Genomic DNA, 20,630 nt, shown 5'->3' on the forward strand with positions numbered 1-20,630 from the left:
GTTCCGCAACCGGTTCACAGGCCTTACGAACAGAGGAAAAGTCACATGGCACGAATCTACGATGATGTAACCCAGCTGGTCGGCGGGACTCCCCTGGTCCGCCTGAACCGCCTCGCCGAGGGCCTCCCCGGTGACGTTGCGGTCAAGCTTGAGTTCTACAACCCCGCCAATTCCGTCAAGGACCGGATTGGCGTGGCGATTGTCGACGCCGCCGAAAAGGCCGGCGCGCTGCGTCCGGGCGGCACCATCGTGGAGGGCACCTCCGGCAACACCGGAATCGCCCTGGCCATGGTCGGCGCCGCACGCGGCTACAAGGTCATCCTGACCATGCCTGAGACCATGTCGACGGAACGCCGGGTAATGCTGCGTGCCTATGGTGCGGAAATCGTCCTCACACCGGGTGCAGACGGCATGCGCGGCGCCGTGGATAAAGCCAAGGAAATCGTGGCCACCACAGACAACGCGATCTGGGCGCAGCAGTTCGCCAACCCGGCCAACGTGGAGATCCACCGGGCCACCACCGCCGAGGAGATCTGGGAAGACACCGATGGCAAGGTGGACATTTTCGTGGCGGGAGTCGGCACCGGCGGTACTGTCACCGGCGTTGGCCAGGTCTTGAAGAAGCGGAAGCCGGAAGTGCAGATCGTCGCGGTTGAGCCGAAGGACTCCGCCATCCTCAACGGCGGTTCGCCCGGTCCGCACAAGATCCAGGGCATCGGCGCCAACTTCGTGCCTGAAATCCTGGACACCGAGATTTATGACGAGGTCTTCGATGCCTCCATCGAGGACTCCGTGGCGACCGCCCGGGCGCTGGGAACCCAGGAGGGTATTCTGGGCGGCATCTCCTCCGGCGCGATCGTCTGGGCAGCACTTGAGTTGGCCAAGCGGCCGGAGAACGCCGGTAAGCTGATCGTGGCTGTTGTCTGTGACTTCGGCGAACGCTACATCTCCACGGTTCTCTACGACGACATCCGCGGCTAGCCAGCCCGCCCCCCGGGCGGAAAATCCAAGCAGAAAGTCCCACGTGAGCCTCCTGTCACGACTGCGTGAAGACCTCGACGCCGCCGCGTCCCACGACCCGGCGGCGCGGGGCCCGCTCGAGAACATCGTTGTCTATTCCGGACTGCATGCCATCTGGATGCACCGGCTGACCCACAAGATGTGGGCAAACCCCGCTCTCCGCTTCCCTGCGCGGGCACTGTCCCAGATCACCCGCTTTGCCACCGGCATCGAAATCCATCCGGGGGCGACCATCGGCAGGCGTTTCTTCATCGACCACGGCATGGGCGTCGTTATTGGCGAGACCGCTGAGATCGGTGACGACGTGATGCTCTATCACGGGGTAACCCTGGGCGGGCGTTCACTGGCAAAGGTCAAGCGGCATCCCACGCTGTGCAACGGAGTGGTGGTGGGCGCCGGGGCAAAGGTCCTGGGCCCGGTCACCATCGGCGCCAACAGCGCTGTGGGGGCCAACGCCGTCGTCGTCAAGGACGCCCCGGCGGATTCGATCATCACGGGCATCCCGGCCACCTGGCGCCACCGCGATGCCAAGATGACCCAGCCGGCCGTGGATCCCGCCGAGTACGTCGACCCGGCTATCTATATCTAGCCGGATCCAGCAGCAGCCCAGTCAGACAAAAGGCCGGCCGCCCCTTTCGGGGCGGCCGGCCTTTTGTCTGCATGAATTATCTAGTGAGTGTCCACCGCTTCGATTTCTGAGTGGTCACCGCTCCACAGCGTGTGGAACGTGCCCTCGGCGTCGACCCGGTTGTAGGTGTGCGCGCCGAAGAGGTCGCGCAGGCCCTGGGTCAGGGCAGCGGGCAGGCGCTTGCGGCGCAGGCCGTCATAGTAGGCCAGCGACGAGGAGAAGACCGGAACCGGAATCCCCAGCTGCACTGCAACCGAGACCACCCGTCGCCAGGCCGGAAGGGCTGCTGCGATGGACTCGGCGAAGGCCGGGGCCAGCAGCAGGTTGGCAGGTGCCTGGTTACCCGCGTATGCCTTCATAATGTCGTCCAGCAGCTCCGCACGGATGATGCAGCCCGCGCGCCACAGGGAGGCGATCTCGTCCAGCTTCAGATCCCAGCCGTACGTCTTGGCAGCACCGGTGAGCATGTCCAGACCCTGGGCGTAGCTGACCAGCTTGGATGCGTACAGCGCCTGGCGCACGTCTTCGACAAAGGTTTCCGGCAGCTCGACGGCCTGTTCCTCGCCGGCGAGGATGCCCTGAGCCTCTTCGCGCTGGCTGCGCTGGGACGAAAGGGCGCGGGCGAACACGGATTCGGCGATCGCCGACACCGGGGAGCCGAGATCCAGGCCGGAGACGACGGTCCAGCGGCCGGTGCCCTTCTGTCCCGCGGAGTCCACCACAACGTCAACGAACGGCTTGCCGGTCTTGGCATCCGTATGGGCCAGGACTTCGGCGGTGATCTCGATGAGGAAGGAGCTCAGCTGGCCCTTGTTCCATTCGGTGAAGATCTCTGCCTGCTCGGCCGGTTCGATGCCCGCAGCGGAGCGCAGCAGGTCGTAGGCTTCGCCAATAACCTGCATGTCGGCGTATTCGATGCCGTTGTGGACCATCTTCACGAAGTGGCCCGCCCCATCGGTACCGACCCAGGTGCAGCACGGTTCACCGTTGTACTTGGCGGAGATTTTCTCCAGCATGGGACCGAGGGAATCGTAGGATTCACGCGAGCCGCCGGGCATGATCGAGGGGCCGAGCAGCGCCCCTTCCTCGCCGCCGGAAACGCCGACGCCCACGAAGTGAAGGTCCTTTTCCGCCAGGGCGGCTTCGCGGCGGCGCGTGTCTTCGTAGTGCGAGTTGCCGGCGTCAATGACGATGTCGCCTGCTTCCAGGAGCGGGACCAGCTGGTCGATGACCGAGTCAACAGGCGCTCCGGCCTTCACCATGATCAGCACGCGGCGCGGCTTCTCCAGCGAATCGACGAGTTCCTGCAGCGTCTCCGTGCGGATAAAGTCGCCTTCATCGCCGTGGGCGGAGAGCAGGGCATCCGTCTTTTCCACTGACCGGTTGTGCAGGGCCACCGTGTAGCCGTTGCGGGCCAGGTTGCGGGCGAGGTTGGCCCCCATAACGGCCAGGCCGGTCACACCTATCTGTGCGCTCAAAGTTCACTCCAAGGATTCTTTAGGTGCCGCTTGCCGCAGCACGGTGTCGGCGCACCGATCGCGCCGTCTTCAGGCTCCAGCCTATTCTCCCGGAGGCTGCCCCCGCCACACGGGGGTGTGCGACGCGCGACACGTCCGCCGTCAGCCGCAGCTTTCCGGTCCCGGCCGCCCGTGGCTAGACCCCTTCGACCGCCGGCAGGCGACCGGAACGCACCGCCTTCGCGAAGGCCTGGTAGTCGGCTTCATTTTGATCGGCGTACCGTTCACAGAAGTCCGTGACGGCGTTGTCGAACTTCTCGCTTTTGCCAAGGTAGGCAGCGATTGCGATCGGATCCCCCGCCCTGGCATGGGCCCTGGCCAAAGTCCAGCCACAGATGCGGGCGTAAAACTCCATCCCGAGGGGTTTCATCGCCTCCACGACGACGGCGCCCTTCATATCCCTGAGCTGACGCCAGTACAGGTACCGGTTGTCCTGCACTCCTTTTGTCCAGCCCAGGAAAATATCGCTGGCGGCCTGCATCCGCCGCTGGCCCTGCACCACCCGCTCACCCGGCTGGCGGTATTTGCTTTTCGGCAGGTGGTCCTCGAGGACGGAGCGCGTCGCTTCCTTCACTTGGAGGAACAAGGGGTCCTCCGAATCGCGGCCCTGAAGCAAGACGATGAAGGCCCGGGTGCCGACGCTGCCGACACCCACCACCTTGCGGGCGACGTCTACCGTTTCGAAGCGCTCGAGGAGCAGCCGCCTGTCGTCCGGCAGGCTGGCCCGGTAGGACCGGAGCTGCTCCCGGGCCGCCTCCTGCATCTCCTCCGGGGACAAGCCCAGGGAATCGCCAAGCTCGCGGACGGGGATCAGGATCGGCGGCTGGCTGGCGATCCTGTATTTACCGTCCACCCGCTCGGCCAGCTTGGACAGCGCCTGCAGGCTGTCCCGGGAACGTGCCTTCCGGGCGGCCTTCTCTGCGTTCTTTTCCGCTCGTTTCGCAGCTTTTTTCTCTGCCTTGCCCTTGCTGGTCTCCCCCGCCAGCTGGATAGCCGACAGAACATCCGCCTCCGCCAGACGCGCGTACCAGACGTCCATAACGCCCATCTGGGCGAAGCCGTGCATCGCTTCGCGGTAAGCCTGCGCCGCCGCAAGGGTGACCGTGTGTGCTGCCTCGCTCGTGAAGGCGTTGTTCCTGGCCGCGATGGTGAAACTCGCTGACATCCGCAGCAGGTCGTACTCGAAGGGTCCAGGGAGTGTCTCGTCAAAGTCGTTGAGGTCGAAAACCAGGATCCGCTCCGGCGAACCGAACACTCCGAAGTTGGACAGGTGGGCGTCGCCGCACAGCTGGGTGGTCAGGCCGGCCCTCGGCACGTCTTTGAGGTCAGCGGCCATGATCTTGGCCGCTCCGCGGTAGAAAGTAAACGGAGAGGCAAGCATCCTGCCGTGGCGCACCGGCACGAGGTCCGGCTCGCGGGTGCGGTTCTGCTCCTCGATGAGCGAGACGGGGTCCGGGCGCCCGGGCGCGGGGGCCCATCCCCTGAGGGCGGAGAGCGGTGCCGCGTTCCGGCAGTCCTTGCCGGCTGCCACCCGTTCCGTGACGCTTGGGTGCTTGACCTTGGTTCTGACCATGATCGGCGACCTCTCCATGTCAGCTTGCTGCACCACCGGGCCCGTGCGTTCCAGGGGGGCAGTGCCCGGCCCTCGAGGTCTAAAGAATATCGGATCGACTTCCCCGGACGGGATGGTCTGTGCCGCTTTGGCCTTCCCTGAACCCGTTCCCGCCCCTCATCTTCCTGGCCGCACCGCCTGCCCGGAGCCGCACTATCGACGGCTCCGGCACGGTCTCGTAGGTTGAAACCGGACGGGGAGGAACAGATGATCGCGTTACTGCTCGCAGCCATAGTACTGATAACGGTCAGTGCTTTCTCGGGGCCGCTTGCCCGGCGCGGCGTGACCTCTGCCATGGCTTTCCTGCTGGCTGGACTGATCCTCGGTGCGGCATTGGACGGCTCGCTCGGATTAGGCCTGGAAAACGCCGCAGTTCTGGGGGTAGCTGAGCTGGCCCTGGTCTTCCTCCTCTTTACCGACGCTGCCCGTGTTGACCTTGGATTACTCCGCCGGAGCATCGGATGGCCGGGACGGTTGCTGACGATTGGGCTCCCGTTGACCCTCCTCCTCGGATTCGGTGCCGGGCTGCTGATTTTTCCCGGCCTCCCCCTGGCCAGTGCCTTCCTGCTCTCCGCCATGCTCTGCGCAACTGACGCTGCGCTCGGTCACCGGGTTGTCGAAGACCCCGCGGTACCAGGAAAGGTGCGCCAGGCGCTGAATGTGGAAAGCGGGCTGAACGATGGAATCGCGGTCCCGTTCTTCCTGGTATCCCTCGACATCTCGATGTCCGCACTGGAGGGGGGCGTGCGGTCGGCTGTGGTGGTTGCCATCACGGAGCAGATCGGCTGGGGAATGCTGGCCGGCGTCGTGATGGGGGGAGCAGGCGGATATATATTGCGGGTAGCCTCCAGTCGAGCGTGGTTCCAGCAGGAGTGGCGCCAGCCGGGAACACTGGCGGTTGCTGTGGGCGCCTATGCGGCGGCGGTTTCGCTGGGAGGCAGCGCATTCCTCGCCGCCTTCGTGGCAGGCCTGGCCTATCGCCTGGTCAAGGGCTCCGCGAACGTTGACACGAGTTACTTCACGGGCGAGGTAGGCAGCACATTGGCCGCGGCGACCTGGATGATTTTCGGCGCGGTGGCGGTCCTGACCGCACTCCCGCACATCACCTGGCAAGTCCTTGCCTACGCCCTGCTAAGCCTGACGGTCGTGCGGATGCTGCCGGTCGCCGTCGCTATGATCGGCAGCGGCGCACAGTGGCAGACCAAGGCGTTCATGGGGTGGTTCGGGCCCCGCGGACTGGCCTCCGTGGTGTTTGCCCTGCTGGCCTTCGAGCGGGGACCTCCAGCGGCCACCACGCTGCTCACGACGGTGGTCGTGACTGTCGGGCTGAGTGTGTTCGCACATGGACTGTCGGCAAAACCGCTGATTGCTGCCTACCAGCGCTGGGCTGCGGCGAGCCCCGGAAAATAGTGCCCGCTCCGGAGAATAGGCCCGCACCCGGTGCACCTTTCCCGCCGCCACTTGGGTTAGCCGGAGCTTTCCAGTTCCCACCGGTTGACGATCGCGGCGGCGCCTTCAAGGACCGAGATGCCTTCGTCGAGGGTTTCCGTGCCGGCGGTCAGCACGACGATGCTGTACTCCGTGGTGCCACCGACCACGAAACCTGAGCTGCCCACGTTCCAGTCAAGGAAGTCATCCTGCAGCCAGCCGTTCTTCAACCCCACTTCGGCCGTGGGATTGAGGATGCCTGCGGTAATTCCCCAAGCCTGTTCCGGCGAGACGTTTTCCAGGAGGCTGGCTGCGTAATCCTGCAGGTCGGGGCGGATCCAGTCGACGCCGAGAGCCACCGCCGTGGCTATGCGCAGCTGGTCTTCGGCGGTCGTTTCGTTCGCACCCCAGATGTCTGTCGCTTCCGTCCCGGTGACCCCCAGCAGCCCGTACGTCCGCTGGAGTTCCTCCGCCCCGCCGATACCGGAGTAGAGCTCGTCGGTGGCAGCGTTATCACTCTGGCCGATCATCAGTTCTGCCAGCAACTGCTCCGTCTCGGTCAGGCCGCGTTCCTCTTCCGTGGCCTGCCGCAGGAGGGTCAGCAGGATCGGCACTTTAACCAGGCTGGCCTCGAGGTACCGGCCCTCGGCGTTGTAGGACCAGGCGTGGCCGGAATCGTACTCGTAGATGGCAACGGAGATGGCGATACCGGTCTCCGCGGCATAGCTGTCGAGCTCGGCCCGCAGCGCCAGCTCCGGTTCCTCGGTGGCCGACGGCGTTTCAGTGCTGCCGGGCAGCGTCACCGTCTGCGCTTCGGGTTCGCCGGTGCATCCGGAGACGGCCGTGACCAGCATTCCTGCTGCCAGCAGGAATGCCAGAAAAGGCTTCAGGAAGGCAGTGCGCAAAATGATTGTTTCTTTCAGGTTCCAGTGGGACGGCGATGCACAAAGTGCACCTGTTCCTTGGTAGCAGTGGAGTCTTTGAGTTGGATGTGCGCCCTCTGTCCGGCTGCTCAGAATCGTTGGTGCCCCCGGGGCCGGGCACGAAAAAACCCGCCTGCAGTTGTTACCGCAGGCGGGTTTAGCCGGTGGGTCCTACCGGGATCGAACCGATGACATCCACGGTGTAAACGTGGCGCTCTACCAGCTGAGCTAAAGACCCGACGTGACCCGTTATGCCAGCTGGGAAAACCCGGCCAGCGCCGCATCACGAGGAATTACATTACCGGAAAGCTGCACCAAACGCCTAATCCGAGTGGCGCCCGGGGTGGTGCGGCGCGTCGGAGCCTGCATCCGGCAGGGTGCGGGCAAGGTACTGGAGTGCGGTACCGACCCCCATGTCGATTTTCAGGTCCGCCAGTGCATCTCCGCGGGTCTGTCCGCGGTTGATGATTACCACCGGTTTGCCTTCCTTGGCTGCGTGCCGGACAAACCGAAGCCCGCTCATCACTGTCAGGGAGGACCCGGCAACCAGCAGCGCGCCGGCGTCGTCCACTGCAGCGTAGGCGAGCCGGACACGCTCCTTGGGCACGTTTTCTCCGAAGTACACGAAATCGGGTTTGAGCATGCCGTCGCAGACCGGGCAGTCCGCGACCGTGAAGTCTCCGGTGTCGGAGACTTCCGCGTCGGCGTCCGGAGCGATTTCACCTTCCCCGGCAACCCGGTCCAGGTACCCGGGGTTCAGCCGTTCCAGCAGCCTGGCTATCCCCTCCCGCGTGTACACGGATCCGCAGGACAGGCACAGCACCCGGTCGTACCGGCCGTGCAGGTCAATGACGCGGACACTTCCGGCGTCGCTGTGGAGCCGGTCCACGTTCTGGGTGATCACCCCGGTCAGCAGGCCGCGCTCTTCCAGATGCACCACCGCTTCGTGGCCGGCGTTGGGCACGGCATGCCGCAGGTGGTGCCAGCCGATGTGGTTGCGGGCCCAGTAACGCTGGCGCAGCACGGGGTCACCAACGAACTGCTGGTACGTCATGGGGTTGCGCGGCGGCGCGTCTGGACCGCGGTAGTCCGGGATACCCGAGTCAGTGCTCAGGCCGGCTCCGGTTAGCAGCGCCATCCGGCGTCCGGCCAGGAGTTCGACGGCGGCGTCCAGCTCCCGGCGCTCGGCTTCCGTTGGTTCCGCCGAGGCTTCAGCTGCCTCCCGGGCCGCGAATCCGGTCAGGCCGGTACCGGGGTCCGTCGGCGTTGTCGGGGGTTCAGTCATTCCGGGATCCACCGGCCACTGAGATGCCTTCGAGTGCCAGAAGGTAGTCATCCGGGTCGCGCGGAGTATTGATCGAGGAGCGCAGAATGTGCTGGACCGTCCCCTCCGGGCCGATAAAGAAACTGGACCTCGTTGCCAGCCCGCGGCGTTCGTCAAATACCCCGTACCGGCGGGCCACCGCCCCGTGCGGCCAGAAGTCCGAAAGCAGGTCGAAGGACCAGCCCTGTCCCATGGCCCAGGCGCGCAGGGAGTACTTGGCATCGCAGGAGACTGCCAGCAGAGCAGCTCCAGCATCAGCAAAAGCGGGTTGGAGCTTCGCGAGGCTGGACAGCTCGCCGGAGCAGACCCGGGAAAACGCGAACGGGTAAAAAACGAGGACGACGGAACGTCCCGCTAACCCGTCAAGGCTGATCTGCTCCCCATATTGGTTGGGAAGGTCAAAGCCCGGGGCAGGGTCCCCGATGCCGGGGCCCCCAACCGTTTCGGGTGCCAATGCGGTCTATTTCTTCCTGCGGCTCACCAGGCGGGTGGCCGCCCAGTCCTGGCAGACCCCCGGAGAGGTTGTCACATGCAGCCCGGCGGTGGGTGCTGCCTCTTCGATATCCGCCGGGGGAACGTACCCGTTCCGGCCCGACTTCGGTGTCAGGACCCAGACGACACCGCCGTCATCGAGCGTGGTCAGCGAATCGACCAGCGCATCTACCAGATCCCCGTCATCGGCACGCCACCACAGAATCACGCCGTCGACCACGTCGTGGTCGTCTTCTGTAAGGAGTTCTCCGCCGACTAAGTCCTCGAGGTCCTCCCGCAGATCAAAGTCGACGTCGTCGTCGTAGCCGAATTCCTGAATCAGGTCACCGTCTTTAAAACCCATTCTCTCCGCCACGTTGCTCTCCGTGACGGCATCGGCCTCGCTCACTTCACTCCTCCTGGTTGACTGCATAAATACAAGGGAATCACATCTTCGCTCGAACTGCCCTTTCCCTGACATAAGGGAACACCTTTTAACCGGAAGCTTCAAGGGCCGCCGGCGATGCGCAGAGCGGAATCCAGCGGGCCGAAAGCGGCGCTGCAGAAGCCTTTCCGCCGTGGGCGGCCGTCCGGACCGCACCGGAGGCGAGGATCACCCGGAAGGCTACGCAAGGGTTCCGCGCCGGTCTACAGTGAAGAAGAGGACCAAGGACGGGCCCGAAACCGTCCACCGCAGCACAGCACCAATGTCCAGACGTAATCTGTGCATAGGAGAGTTTCGTGGCCGCAGACGATAAAACGGACATCCTCAGCGGGCTTACCGGCCAGCTGCCTGACAGTGATCCCGAAGAAACCGCGGAGTGGATCGAGTCGCTCGACGACCTGGTCCGGAGCGAAGGCACCGAACGGGCGCAGTTCATCATGCGTTCACTCCTCCAGCGGGCGGGTGCGCACTCCATCGGTGTCCCCATGGTGACCACCACCGACTACGTCAACACGATCCCGGCGGACCAGGAACCCGAGTTCCCCGGCGACGAGGACATCGAGCGCCGCTTTCGGGCGTGGATGCGCTGGAACGCGGCAGTAATGGTGCACCGGGCGCAGCGCCCCGGAGTCGGCGTCGGCGGCCACATCTCCACGTTCGCCGGTGCCGCGACCCTGTATGAGGTGGGCATGAACCACTTCTTCCGTGGCAAGGACCATCCGGGCCGGGGAGACCAGATCTATTTCCAGGGGCACGCTGCCCCTGGCATGTATGCCCGGGCGTTCCTCGAGGGCCGGCTGTCCGAGGAGGATATGGACGGGTTCCGGCAGGAGAAGTCCCGCGAGGGACACGCCCTGTCCTCCTACCCGCATCCCCGGTCCATGCCGGAGTTCTGGGAGTTCCCCACCGTGTCCATGGGCATCGGCCCGATGAACGCGATCTACCAGGCCCAGCTGAACCGGTACCTGGACAACCGCGGCATGAAGGACACCTCCGACCAGCATGTCTGGGCGTTCCTGGGCGACGGCGAAATGGACGAGCCCGAATCCCGGGGCCTGCTGCACGTGGCCGCGAATGACAAGCTGGACAACCTCACGTTCGTGGTGAACTGCAACCTGCAGCGCCTCGATGGCCCGGTGCGCGGCAACGGCAAGATCATGCAGGAACTCGAAGCGTTCTTCCGGGGCGCGGGCTGGAACGTGGTGAAGGTCGTCTGGGGCCGCGAGTGGGATCCGCTGCTCGAGCAGGACACCGACGGCGCCCTGGTGGACATCATGAACTCCACCGTCGACGGCGATTACCAGACCTACAAGGCCGAGTCCGGCGGATTTATCCGGGACCACTTTTTTGGCAAGTCCCCGCAGACCAAGGCGATGGTTTCAGGACTGTCCGACGACGAGATCTGGAACCTCAAGCGCGGCGGGCACGATTACCGCAAGGTCTATGCGGCGTACCAGGCGGCCATGGAGTTCAAGGGCAAGCCCACGGTGATCCTGGCGCACACGGTGAAGGGTTACGGCCTCGGCCCGCACTTCGAAGCCCGCAACGCGACGCACCAGATGAAGAAGCTGACCCTGGATGATCTCAAGCTGTTCCGCGACTACCTGCGGATTCCCATTACGGATGATCAGCTGGAGGCCGACCCCTACCGGCCGCCGTATTACAACCCGGGCCCGCAGTCTCCGGAGATCCGGTACATGCTGGACCGCAGGCGGGAACTGGGCGGATTCCTGCCCGAGCGGCGAACGGACTATAAGCCCATCCATCTGCCCGGCGAAAAGTCCTACGAAGTGGCCAACCGCGGCTCGGGCAAACAGCTGGCGGCCACCACCATGGCCTTCGTCCGGCTGCTCAAGGACCTGATGCGGGACAAGGAATTCGGGATGCGTATTGTTCCGGTCATCCCTGATGAGGCCCGGACCTTCGGTATGGACTCCTTCTTCCCGACCGCCAAAATTTACAATCCCCAGGGACAGAACTACCTCTCCGTGGACCGGGATCTGATGCTGGCGTACAAGGAGTCCCCGCAGGGGCAGATCGTGCATGTGGGAATCAACGAGGCCGGTTCCATCGCCGCGTTCACCGCTGCCGGCACGGCCTACGCCACCCAGGGAGTTCCCCTCATCCCGGTGTACGTGTTCTATTCGATGTTCGGGTTCCAGCGCACCGGCGACTACCTCTGGGCAGCGGCTGACCAGATGGCCCGCGGCTTCCTGATCTCCGCAACCGCAGGCCGCACCACTCTGACGGGTGAGGGCCTGCAGCACGCCGACGGCCACTCTCCGATCCTGGCTTCCACCAACCCTGCGGTGAAGACCTACGATCCCGCCTACGGCTACGAGATCGGGCATATCGTGCGCCACGGCCTCGACGAAATGTACGGTCCTGACTCTGCGGATCCGAACGTGATTTACAACATCATGGCCTACAACGAGCCGATCCTGCAGCCAAAAGCTCCGGAAGAGCTCGACGTCGAAGGCGTCATCGGGGGGATCTACCTGCTCTCCCCCGCCAGCATTGACGGACCGCGCACACAGCTTCTAGCCTCCGGCGTCGCAGTTCCCTGGGCCATGGAAGCGCAGCAGCTGCTGGCGGATGACTGGGGTGTCTCCGCGGACGTCTGGTCGGTGACCTCCTGGAACGAACTGCGCCGCGACGGGCTCGCTGCGGAGGAGGAAGCCTTCCTGCATCCGGACGCCGAGCCCAGGGTGCCGTTCGTAACGCAGCAGATGTCCGGGGCCACCGGGCCGATCGTCGCGTCCACGGACTATATGAAGGCCGTTCCGGACCAGATCCGCCAGTTCCTGCCGAATGAGTTCGCGACCCTCGGAGCAGACGGCTTCGGTTTTGCCGACACCCGGGCCGCGGCCCGCCGGTACTTCAAGATCGACAGCCACTCGATGGTGGTCCGTGCCCTGGAGATGCTGGCCCGGCGCGGTGAGGTGGATTCCGCGGCACCGAAGCAGGCAATCGGCAGGTACCACCTGTACGACGTCACGAAGGGCACCAGCGGCAACGCCGGCGGCGACGCCTAGCTTCCTGCTGCACTGCCGGGCATCGCCCGGCTCCTGTGCAGCAGGCTGAGAGTTGTAGCCTTCACACAAAATGGAGGTTGACTGTCTGACGTCGTAAGCTCAAGACATGCCAGTTCCCCCCTCTGCACGCAATGCCTCCGCTGGGCCGGATGAGAGCGGCGCTGACCCGGTGGTCCTGGAACGGCTCAAGGCGAACATCGGCAAACTGTCCACTTCCACCATGAAGCAGCTCGATGTGTCCCTCCCGTGGTACCGGGGACTGCGCCCGGATGAACGCTCGGCACTGGGCATGGTGGCCCAAAAAGGTATCGCATCGTTCGTCAACTGGTATGAGCGCCCCGCCTCGCCGGCATGGGTCCTCAGCGACGTTTTTGGCACTGCACCCACTGAACTGACCCGGGCAATCAGCCTGCAGAAGGCACTCGCCCTCATCCGCGTGGTTGTGCAGGTCGTCGAAGACCGGGTTCCGGAGCTGGCCGCCGGCTCGGCGCAGGGCCCGCTGCGTGAGGCTGTCCTGCGGTACTCCCGCGAAGTCGCCTTCGCGGCTGCCGACGTGTATGCCCGGGCCGCGGAAACCCGCGGCGCCTGGGACACCCGGCTTGAAGCCCTGGTGGTGGACGCCATCCTTCGCGGCGAAAGCTCCGATGCCCTGCGTTCCCGTATCGCGGCAGTGGGCTGGACGTCGACGGCGGGAGTCACCGTGATCGTCGGCAGTTCCCCTGCAGACCAGAACCCAACCTTCGTGAATGAACTGCGGCGCGTGGCCGGGCGGCTCGCGGAAGACATCCTGGTTGGCATCCAAGGGGACCGGCTGATCCTGGTCCTGGGCGGGCTGTCGGACAAATCCGGGTCCTACACCCGGCTGGCGGACCTTTTCGGACCCGGACCTGTTGTCTACGGTCCGCCCGCAGACTCCCTGGTGGAGGCCGGTCCTTCCGCCCAGGCAGCTTTCGCCGGCCTGACCGCCGCCCGCGCCTGGCCAGCCGCCCCGCGCCCGGTCTCGGCTGACGACCTCTGGCCCGAACGGGTGATGTCCGGCGACGAATCGGCGCGCAAAGCCCTGGTGCGCAGCATCTACCGCCCTCTGCTGGCCGCCTCGAACGGACTGGCCGAAACACTGTCCGCCTACCTCTCCCTTGGCCATTCACTCGAGGCCACGGCCCGCGAACTCTTCGTCCATGCGAATACCGTCCGCTACCGTCTGCGGCGCGTCTGCGACATCACCGGCTGGGACCCGATGCTGCCCAGGGAAGCATTCGTCCTGCAGACCGCGTTGGTGGTCGGACGGCTTTCGCCCACCGGAAAGGCGGCTCCTGAGCGGCCGTCACCACGCAGTTGACCATGCTTGCCAGCACCGGCTGCCCTTGTAGACTTCCTACAATGCCCTTCGGTGAGCTTGGTTCACCTAAACACCCGGGAAATCCGGCCGACTTTGGAAAGCTTGATACGTGCTAGCAATCGTCTGCCCCGGCCAGGGGTCACAAACGCCAGGCTTCCTTTCTCCGTGGCTTGAACTGCCAGGAGTACGGGAGCACCTTGAAGCCCTCTCCGCCGTAGCCGGATTGGATCTCATCGCCCATGGCACCGTTTCCGACGAGGAGACCATCAAGGACACCGCCGTTGCCCAGCCGCTGATCGTGGCTGCCGGCCTGGTGGCAGCGCGCCAGCTCCTGGACACGGAGGCACTCACCGCAGCCACCGTCGTCGCCGGCCATTCCGTCGGCGAGATCACGGCCGCAGCCGTCTCCGGCGCACTGCCGGAAGACGATGCCATTGTTTTTGTCCGCGAACGGGCCAACGCCATGGCCAGGGCCGCAGCAGCCCAGCCCACCGGGATGAGCGCCGTCCTCGGCGGCGACCCCGAAGAGGTGGCCCGCGTCCTGGCGGAAGCCGGCCTCACAGCTGCCAACGCCAACGGCGGCGGTCAGGTCGTTGCCGCCGGAACGCTGGAGCAGCTGAAGGCGCTGGCTGAGAATCCGCCGGCGAAGGCCCGCGTTATTCCGCTCAAGGTCGCCGGAGCCTTCCACACCTCGCATATGGCACCTGCTGTGAGCGTGCTCGAAGCACTGCGCCCGTCCCTCTCGCCGGCCGACCCGCGCCCCACGCTTCTTTCAAACTACGACGGCGCCGCCGTTGTGGGCGGCGGTTCCAACCTTGACAGCCTCATCGCACAGGTATCCCGTCCGGTGCGCTGGGATCTGTGCATGGAAACCATGACTTCCGCCGGAGTCACCGGCATCCTGGAGCTGCCGCCGGCCGGTACCCTGACCGGACTGGCCAAGCGGGGCATGCGCGGGGTTCCTTCGCTTGCCCTGAAAACCCCCGAAGACCTCGCCGCAGCCCGGGAATTCGTGGCTGAGCACTCCGGCGCCGCAGCAGTTACGACACAAGAAGGTAATGCGTGAGCACGCCCACCCTGAAGCAGTCCCCCGTTCACGAGTTCAGCCGGATCCACGGGATCGGGGCATTCCGGCCCGATGTGATCGTCAGCAACGACGACGTCTGCCAGTGGATTGACTCCTCCGATGAGTGGATCCGGCAGCGCACTGGAATTGTCACCCGGCACCGGGCGGACAAGGGAACCTCCGTCGTGGACATGGCCGAGTTCGCCGGGCGTGAAGCCCTGGAGAAGGCCGGCATCGATGGTTCGGCCCTGGGCGCGGTCATCGTCTCCACCGTGACCCACCCTTTCGCCACCCCCTCCGCCGCCGCACAGGTCGCCGACAGGCTCGGAGCCACCCCGGCACCGGCCTACGACGTCTCCGCAGCCTGCGCCGGCTACTGCTACGGCATTGCCCAGGCAGACGCCCTCGTCCGCTCCGGCGCCGCCGAGTACGTCCTGGTAGTCGGTGTGGAGAAGCTGTCGGACTTCATCGACAACACCGAGCGCACCATTTCCTTCCTGCTCGGCGACGGCGCGGGAGCCGTCGTCGTCGGTCCCTCCGACACTCCGGGCATTGGCCCTTCGGTCTGGGGATCGGACGGAAGCAAGTCCGGCGCCATCGGCATGACCCATTCCATGCTGGAAGTCCGTGAACTGTCCCTGGCTGCGGAATCCGATGGAACGCTTCCCGCATCCGTCCTCGCCGAGCGCGAAACCAAGCTTTGGCCCACCCTGCGCCAGGACGGCCAGACCGTCTTCCGCTGGGCTGTCTGGGAAATGGCAAAGGCCGCCCAGCAGGCCCTGGACGCCGCCGGCATCACTGCAGCCGACCTTTCCGCGTTTGTCCCGCACCAGGCGAACATGCGGATCATCGATGAAATGGCCAAGCAGCTCAAGCTCCCCGAATCCGTGGTCATCGCCCGGGATATTGCCGATGCGGGGAACACCTCAGCGGCATCCATCCCCCTGGCGACGCACCGCCTGCTCACCGAACACCCCGAGCTCAGCGGAAAACTGTCCCTGCAGATTGGGTTCGGCGCCGGACTGGTCTTCGGCGCACAGGTAGTAGTCCTCCCCTAGTTTCCAAGCCACACCGCCCTTGGCGGTTGGAAAACCCAGACCGGTCCAGCACCGGCATCACAGAAAAAGGAGCCCCCATGGCTAGCAACGAAGAAATCCTGGCCGGCCTCGCCGAGATCGTCAACGAGGAAACCGGCCTGGCCCCCGAGGCCGTCGAGCTCGACAAGTCCTTCACGGATGACCTGGACATCGACTCCATCTCGATGATGACCATCGTGGTCAACGCCGAGGAAAAGTTCGGTGTGCGTATCCCCGACGAAGAGGTCAAGAACCTCAAGACCGTTGGCGACGCCGTCGACTTCATCTCCAACGCCCAGGCGTAGTTCGTGGAGGGCGGCCGCTGCCGGTGCGGCGGCCGCCCTTTGCAGCAACCCGCCGCCGCGCCCAGGCGGGCGCACCACCAATTTTCCGAGAGAGTGAATCATGGCCCGCAAAGTAGTCATTACCGGCCTCGGCGCAACAACGCCGATCGGCGGAGATGTCCCGACCATGTGGAAGAACGCACTGAAGGGTGTCTCCGGTGCCCGCACACTGGAAGACGACTGGGTCGAGCAGTACAGCCTGCCCGTCACCTTCGCGGCGCGCGTGTCCACCCCGGCCACTGAGGTCCTCTCCCGGGTTGAAGCAAAGCGGATGGACCCCTCAACGCAGTTTGCCGTCGTCGCCTCCCGTGAGGCGTGGGCCGACTCCGGGCTCGCGGAATCCGACGTCGACCACGACCGGCTTGCCGTGTCCTTCGCCACCGGGATCGGCGGCGTCTGGACCCTGCTCGATGCCTGGGACACCCTGCGGGAAAAGGGACCCCGGCGTGTGCTGCCGATGACGGTTCCCATGCTGATGCCCAATGGCCCGGCCGCTGCCGTCAGCCTTGACCTGGGTGCCCGTGCCGGCGCCCACACCCCCGTTTCTGCCTGCGCCTCCGGCACCGAGTCCCTGCATCAGGGCCTTGAACTGATCCGGTCCGGCAAGGCCGACATCGTTGTCTGCGGCGGTGCGGAAGCGGCCATCCACCCGATGCCGCTGGCTTCCTTCGCCTCCATGCAGGCACTCTCCAAGCGCAATGACGACCCCGAGCGCGCTTCCCGCCCCTACGACAAAGACCGCGACGGCTTTGTCATGGGCGAAGGCGCCGGTGCCCTGGTGCTTGAGGCCGAGGAACATGCTCTGGCCCGCGGCGCGCGGATTTACGCTGAACTGGCTGGAACCGCAGTTACCGCCGATGCGTACCACATCACGGCCCCGGACCCCGAGGGCCTGGGCGCCACGCGTGCGCTCAAAGCAGCGCTCTTTGACGCCCGTGCCCATGCCGAAGACGTGGTGCACGTCAACGCGCATGCAACGTCAACGCCCGTCGGAGACAAGCCCGAGTACACGGCACTGAAGAGCGCACTGGGCGCGCACGTGGACAACGTAGCGGTCTCAGCGACCAAGTCCCAGACCGGGCATCTGCTTGGCGCTTCCGGCGCCGTCGAGGCAGTGATGACAGCGATGGCCGTCTACACCCGGCAGGCCCCGGCCACCATCAACCTCGACAACCAGGATCCGGAGATCCCGCTCGACGTTGTCACGTCAGCCCGCAACCTGCCCACTGGCGACATCGTGGTGCTGAACAACTCCTTCGGCTTCGGCGGACACAACGCCGTCGTCGCCCTGCGGAATCACTAACGCAGCAGCCTAAAGGCCGGGATCCCGAACGGGGTCCCGGCCTTTAGTTTTAAGCGCAGGACGTGCCGTGGTTTCGTCAGGGGCAGCGGCCTGGCCGCCTACTGTCCGGCCGTGCCGGCGATCTGTTGAAGTGCCCGAACATGCGCTTCAAAGGCAGACCGCCCTGCCCGGGAGAGGGAGAGCCACATGACCCGGCGGGCATCTCCCCGGTCTGCCTTCGCTGCCTTGTCAGCTAGGACATAACCGGACTCCGCCAGGGTTTTCACGTGTTTGGACAGGGTGGCATCAGAAACGTCCAGGGCAGTTCGCAGCACGCCAAAGTCGAGCCGGTCGACAGGATGGAGGAGCCCGCAGATCCGCAGCCGAAGCGGTGCGTGGATGACCTCGTCGAAGCGCGGCTCATCCATGGCGCAGTTTCGCGGCTGCGGACCGGTAGGCGACGGCAGCCAGCCAGGTTGTGACGCCAAACGCGGCGGCGCTGGTGAAGAGGACCGCCCAGGGCAGGCCCAGGGACACGAATCCCAGGGAGGTGCTGAACAGAATCAGGCAGACGGCGGCGATTCCGGCCACGGCCAACGCTGCGCGGAATCCCATGCTCCGGAAGCGGATCCCCGTATTCCGCTGGACCAGGTATATGAGGGCCAAGACTATAACCAGCATCATCACCCCGGATGACGGCGGTTCGTAGCCCTGGCCGGGTGATGCCGTGGCAGCCGCTCCAACCCACCACGCAGCAACGGCTCCAAAACCGGCCAGGAGCGGCCAGGGAACGCGAATGCTCTCTGCCAGCCGTTCCCGGTCCGCTCCCAGTTCGGTCAGGGCACTGGCTGCTTCGGCGCGCGTCGGCCGCTGAAATTCACTTTCCATGCTGGAAAGACTAAGTAACACTTTCCGAAACGGCAAGTCATTTCCGGAATGTTGCGTCAGCTTCATCCGGCGGGCAGGCGGCAGCACATCCGGTCGATGACGTCCACGGGAGGCCGTTCGGCGGCGTCGGCGTGCTGGGGAAAATGGTCAGCCGACCTGGTGCAGCCAGCGGACAGGAGCTCCGTCGGCAGCATGGCGGAACGGTTCAAGTTCATCGTCCCAGGCCTCGCCCAGTGCGAGGGAAAGCTCGTGGTAAACGGCAGCGGGATCGCCTGCACCGTTTTCATAGGCATACCGGATGCGGTCTTCGGAAACCATAATGTTCCCGTGCACATCCGTGGTGGCATGGAAGATTCCCAGCTCAGGAGTGTGGGACCAGCGGCTGCCGTCGGCGCCCGCGCTGGCTTCTTCCGTGACCTCATAGCGGAGGTGTGCCCAGCCACGCAGCGCGGAGGCAAGCAGCGATCCGGTCCCCTGTGGACCGGACCAGGCAAGTTCTGCGCGGACCATCCCGGGTGCGGCGGGCTGCGGAGCCCATTCAAAGTCCGTCCGCTTCTCAACGACGGAGCCGATGGCCCACTCGATATGAGGGCACAACGCAGAAGGGGCTGAGTGCACGAACAATACGCCGTGCGCCATCACAACAGTCATTCCATCCTCCGTAGCTGTAGGTGCGTCTTCCCCAACGACCTGCATAGCGGGACGGAATTCTGCCTGTGTGCCCTGAAACTTTCGCAGTCCTGTGGCATCGCCGGACTACTCGGTGTGAGACCTAGCATCATTGTGCCGTATGTTACGCAATTACGCCAATGAAACTACTTGGTTGTTAGTCGAATTTTGCTGCACTGCCCAGATTTCCACTCCGGTGCTCAACCGCGCTGCCGAGCTCATGCGCGTGGGTGGGCCTGCTGGTAGCTCCGGCGGAGCCGGTCAACGGACACATGGGTGTAAAGCTGGGTCGTGGCAAGGCTGCTGTGCCCCAGGATCTCCTGGACGCTGCGCAGGTCGGCGCCGCCATCCAAGAGGTGTGTCGCGGCACTGTGCCGCAGGGCATGGGGACCGCTGGCCGAGGTGTCCCCGAGGGACTCGAACAGCGCGGAGGTGACGGACCGGACCTGGCGTGGATCGATCCGGCGTCCGCGCTGGCCTAGGAACAATGCCGGCCCGCTGTCCGGACCGGCGAAGTCGGACCGCCCCCGTCGGAGCCAGTCGTCCACCGCCAGCGCGGCCGGGAGTCCGTAGGGAACTGTCCGCTCCTTATTGCCCTTACCGAGGACCTTCAGGGTGCGCCGGTCCAGATCCAGATCGTCAACGTCCAGCCCGGCAAGCTCCCCCACGCGGATGCCGGTGGCATAAAGCAGTTCCACCAGCGCCCGGTCGCGGAGGGCCAGTGCTCCGCCTTCCGCGGCCGCCACCGCGAGTGTTTCAAAGAGGATCTCCAGCTGCGCCGGACGCAGCACTCCGGGCAGGGTCTTGGTCCGCTTCGGCGCCTTGAGCCGGAGTGCGGGGTCTGCCTGGATCTTTTCCTCCCGCAGGGCCCATCCGGTGAAGGACCGTGCGGTCGCGGCCCGGCGTGCCAGGGTGGCCCGTGCGAGCCCGGCTTCGTTGAGCGTGCCCAGCCAGCCGCGCAGCAGGTGCAGGTCTATTTCGGCCAGCGTGGTGAGGCCGAGCCCGGCCGCGTAGTCCAGTAGACCGGCAATGTCACCTTCGTAGGCGCGGACCGTATGTTCGGAGCGGGCCCGTTCGGCGGAGAGATAGCTGCAGAAAGACTCCAGGGCCTGGCTGAATTCAGCCGGCCGGGCAGCTGCGGACCGGCCGGCTGCGGATCGGGCCCGGCCGGGGTCCGCCGCGTTGCTGGAAACCTTGCCCTGGATTCCTACGGCGGCTTTGGCTGCTCCCCCAGTCCGTGGTGCTGCTCCGGTGTTACTCACCGTCCCACCTTCCCCGCTTTACCGGCCAGCTTCAAGCAGGCACACCGGCTCCCGAACAGAGGAGCTGCCGCGGCGGCAGGCGGGTACTGCCACGGCGAACAGAGCTGGCCCTTATCGAACTGGATTACCTTTTTGTCGGACAAGTTTGGGTGCTGCAGCACCAACTTGTCCGACGTTAGACCTTCTCGGAACGTAATAGACCCTTTTTCATTGCGGAACGTCGGACTGAATGCTGTGCTTAGCATCACTAAAAGGAACCGGAACTTCGAGTCTTGTCGGACAAGTTCCCCTCAATGGAGAG

General features: G+C 65.1%; 19 protein-coding genes and 1 tRNA gene. 9 read left to right on the plus strand and 11 right to left on the minus strand.

The window, feature by feature from the left end:
• The first annotated feature begins 45 nt into the window (after positions 1–45).
• Complete coding sequence (gene cysK, locus ArtHe_RS07955; protein WP_066302990.1) at positions 46–981, plus strand: cysteine synthase A; 936 nt, start codon at positions 46–48, stop codon at positions 979–981.
• 43 nt (positions 982–1,024) lie between these two features.
• On the plus strand, positions 1,025–1,609 hold the full coding sequence (gene epsC / locus ArtHe_RS07960; RefSeq protein ID WP_066302992.1) for a serine O-acetyltransferase EpsC: 585 nt from the start codon (positions 1,025–1,027) through the stop codon (positions 1,607–1,609).
• Positions 1,610–1,689: 80 nt separating this feature from the next.
• Here the strand turns inward: epsC and gndA are convergent, their stop codons facing one another.
• Both gndA and ArtHe_RS07970 read right to left on the minus strand, forming a co-directional pair.
• On the minus strand, positions 1,690–3,126 hold the full coding sequence (gene gndA / locus ArtHe_RS07965; protein ID WP_066302994.1) for an NADP-dependent phosphogluconate dehydrogenase: 1,437 nt from the start codon (positions 3,124–3,126) through the stop codon (positions 1,690–1,692).
• Positions 3,127–3,301: 175 nt separating this feature from the next.
• The gene (locus ArtHe_RS07970; RefSeq protein WP_248319507.1) at positions 3,302–4,738 is read right to left on the minus strand and encodes a DUF2252 domain-containing protein; all 1,437 of its coding nucleotides are present in this window, start codon (positions 4,736–4,738) and stop codon (positions 3,302–3,304) included.
• 246 nt (positions 4,739–4,984) lie between these two features.
• Between ArtHe_RS07970 and ArtHe_RS07975 the strand changes: the two genes are divergently transcribed.
• Positions 4,985–6,187: a cation:proton antiporter gene (locus ArtHe_RS07975; RefSeq protein WP_066302997.1), complete on the plus strand. Its 1,203-nt coding sequence runs from the start codon at positions 4,985–4,987 to the stop codon at positions 6,185–6,187.
• Between the two features lie 56 nt (positions 6,188–6,243).
• Here ArtHe_RS07975 and ArtHe_RS07980 read toward each other — a convergent pair whose 3' ends face one another.
• The 5 genes from ArtHe_RS07980 to ArtHe_RS08000 all read right to left on the minus strand — a co-directional run bounded on the left by ArtHe_RS07980 (position 6,244) and on the right by ArtHe_RS08000 (position 9,332).
• Complete coding sequence (locus tag ArtHe_RS07980) at positions 6,244–7,110, minus strand: serine hydrolase (protein WP_066302998.1); 867 nt, start codon at positions 7,108–7,110, stop codon at positions 6,244–6,246.
• 183 nt (positions 7,111–7,293) lie between these two features.
• Positions 7,294–7,366 (minus strand) — tRNA-Val (locus ArtHe_RS07985).
• A gap of 84 nt (positions 7,367–7,450) precedes the next feature.
• Complete coding sequence (locus ArtHe_RS07990; protein WP_248319508.1) at positions 7,451–8,413, minus strand: NAD-dependent protein deacetylase; 963 nt, start codon at positions 8,411–8,413, stop codon at positions 7,451–7,453.
• Complete coding sequence (locus tag ArtHe_RS07995; protein ID WP_248319509.1) at positions 8,406–8,906, minus strand: peroxiredoxin; 501 nt, start codon at positions 8,904–8,906, stop codon at positions 8,406–8,408. The genes ArtHe_RS07990 and ArtHe_RS07995 overlap by 8 nt, the downstream gene beginning before the upstream one ends.
• A 6-nt stretch (positions 8,907–8,912) precedes the next feature.
• The gene (locus tag ArtHe_RS08000; protein WP_191806754.1) at positions 8,913–9,332 is read right to left on the minus strand and encodes a DUF3052 domain-containing protein; all 420 of its coding nucleotides are present in this window, start codon (positions 9,330–9,332) and stop codon (positions 8,913–8,915) included.
• A gap of 332 nt (positions 9,333–9,664) precedes the next feature.
• On the opposite strand from ArtHe_RS08000, the gene aceE reads away from it, so the two are divergent.
• The 6 genes from aceE to fabF all read left to right on the plus strand — a co-directional run bounded on the left by aceE (position 9,665) and on the right by fabF (position 17,531).
• Positions 9,665–12,403, plus strand: a complete 2,739-nt coding sequence (gene aceE, locus ArtHe_RS08005) for a pyruvate dehydrogenase (acetyl-transferring), homodimeric type (protein ID WP_248319510.1) — start codon at positions 9,665–9,667, stop codon at positions 12,401–12,403.
• A 106-nt stretch (positions 12,404–12,509) separates the two neighbouring features.
• On the plus strand, positions 12,510–13,742 hold the full coding sequence (locus ArtHe_RS08010; protein WP_066303013.1) for a helix-turn-helix domain-containing protein: 1,233 nt from the start codon (positions 12,510–12,512) through the stop codon (positions 13,740–13,742).
• A gap of 109 nt (positions 13,743–13,851) precedes the next feature.
• Complete coding sequence (locus ArtHe_RS08015) at positions 13,852–14,808, plus strand: ACP S-malonyltransferase (RefSeq protein ID WP_248319511.1); 957 nt, start codon at positions 13,852–13,854, stop codon at positions 14,806–14,808.
• On the plus strand, positions 14,805–15,866 hold the full coding sequence (locus ArtHe_RS08020; protein WP_066303017.1) for a beta-ketoacyl-ACP synthase III: 1,062 nt from the start codon (positions 14,805–14,807) through the stop codon (positions 15,864–15,866). The genes ArtHe_RS08015 and ArtHe_RS08020 overlap by 4 nt, the downstream gene beginning before the upstream one ends.
• Positions 15,867–15,943: 77 nt before the next feature.
• Complete coding sequence (locus tag ArtHe_RS08025) at positions 15,944–16,189, plus strand: acyl carrier protein (protein WP_055240832.1); 246 nt, start codon at positions 15,944–15,946, stop codon at positions 16,187–16,189.
• Between the two features lie 100 nt (positions 16,190–16,289).
• The gene (gene fabF / locus ArtHe_RS08030; RefSeq protein ID WP_066303019.1) at positions 16,290–17,531 is read left to right on the plus strand and encodes a beta-ketoacyl-ACP synthase II; all 1,242 of its coding nucleotides are present in this window, start codon (positions 16,290–16,292) and stop codon (positions 17,529–17,531) included.
• A gap of 98 nt (positions 17,532–17,629) precedes the next feature.
• Here the strand turns inward: fabF and ArtHe_RS08035 are convergent, their stop codons facing one another.
• From ArtHe_RS08035 to ArtHe_RS08050, 4 genes are all read right to left on the minus strand, one after another.
• On the minus strand, positions 17,630–17,938 hold the full coding sequence (locus ArtHe_RS08035; protein WP_066303021.1) for a transcriptional regulator: 309 nt from the start codon (positions 17,936–17,938) through the stop codon (positions 17,630–17,632).
• Positions 17,931–18,398, minus strand: coding sequence for a hypothetical protein (locus ArtHe_RS08040; RefSeq protein ID WP_248319512.1), 468 nt, complete (start codon positions 18,396–18,398; stop codon positions 17,931–17,933). Before ArtHe_RS08040 ends, ArtHe_RS08035 begins: the two co-directional genes overlap by 8 nt.
• Before the next feature lie 147 nt (positions 18,399–18,545).
• Entirely contained in the window at positions 18,546–19,049 is a 504-nt protein-coding gene (locus ArtHe_RS08045; RefSeq protein WP_066303027.1) for a DUF3145 domain-containing protein, read from the minus strand.
• 236 nt (positions 19,050–19,285) lie between these two features.
• Complete coding sequence (locus ArtHe_RS08050; RefSeq protein ID WP_248319719.1) at positions 19,286–20,173, minus strand: tyrosine recombinase XerC; 888 nt, start codon at positions 20,171–20,173, stop codon at positions 19,286–19,288.
• Positions 20,174–20,630 lie beyond the last annotated feature (457 nt).

It is taken from the genome of Arthrobacter sp. Helios (assembly GCF_023167125.1).
GTDB classification, from domain to species: domain Bacteria; phylum Actinomycetota; class Actinomycetes; order Actinomycetales; family Micrococcaceae; genus Arthrobacter_B; species Arthrobacter_B luteolus.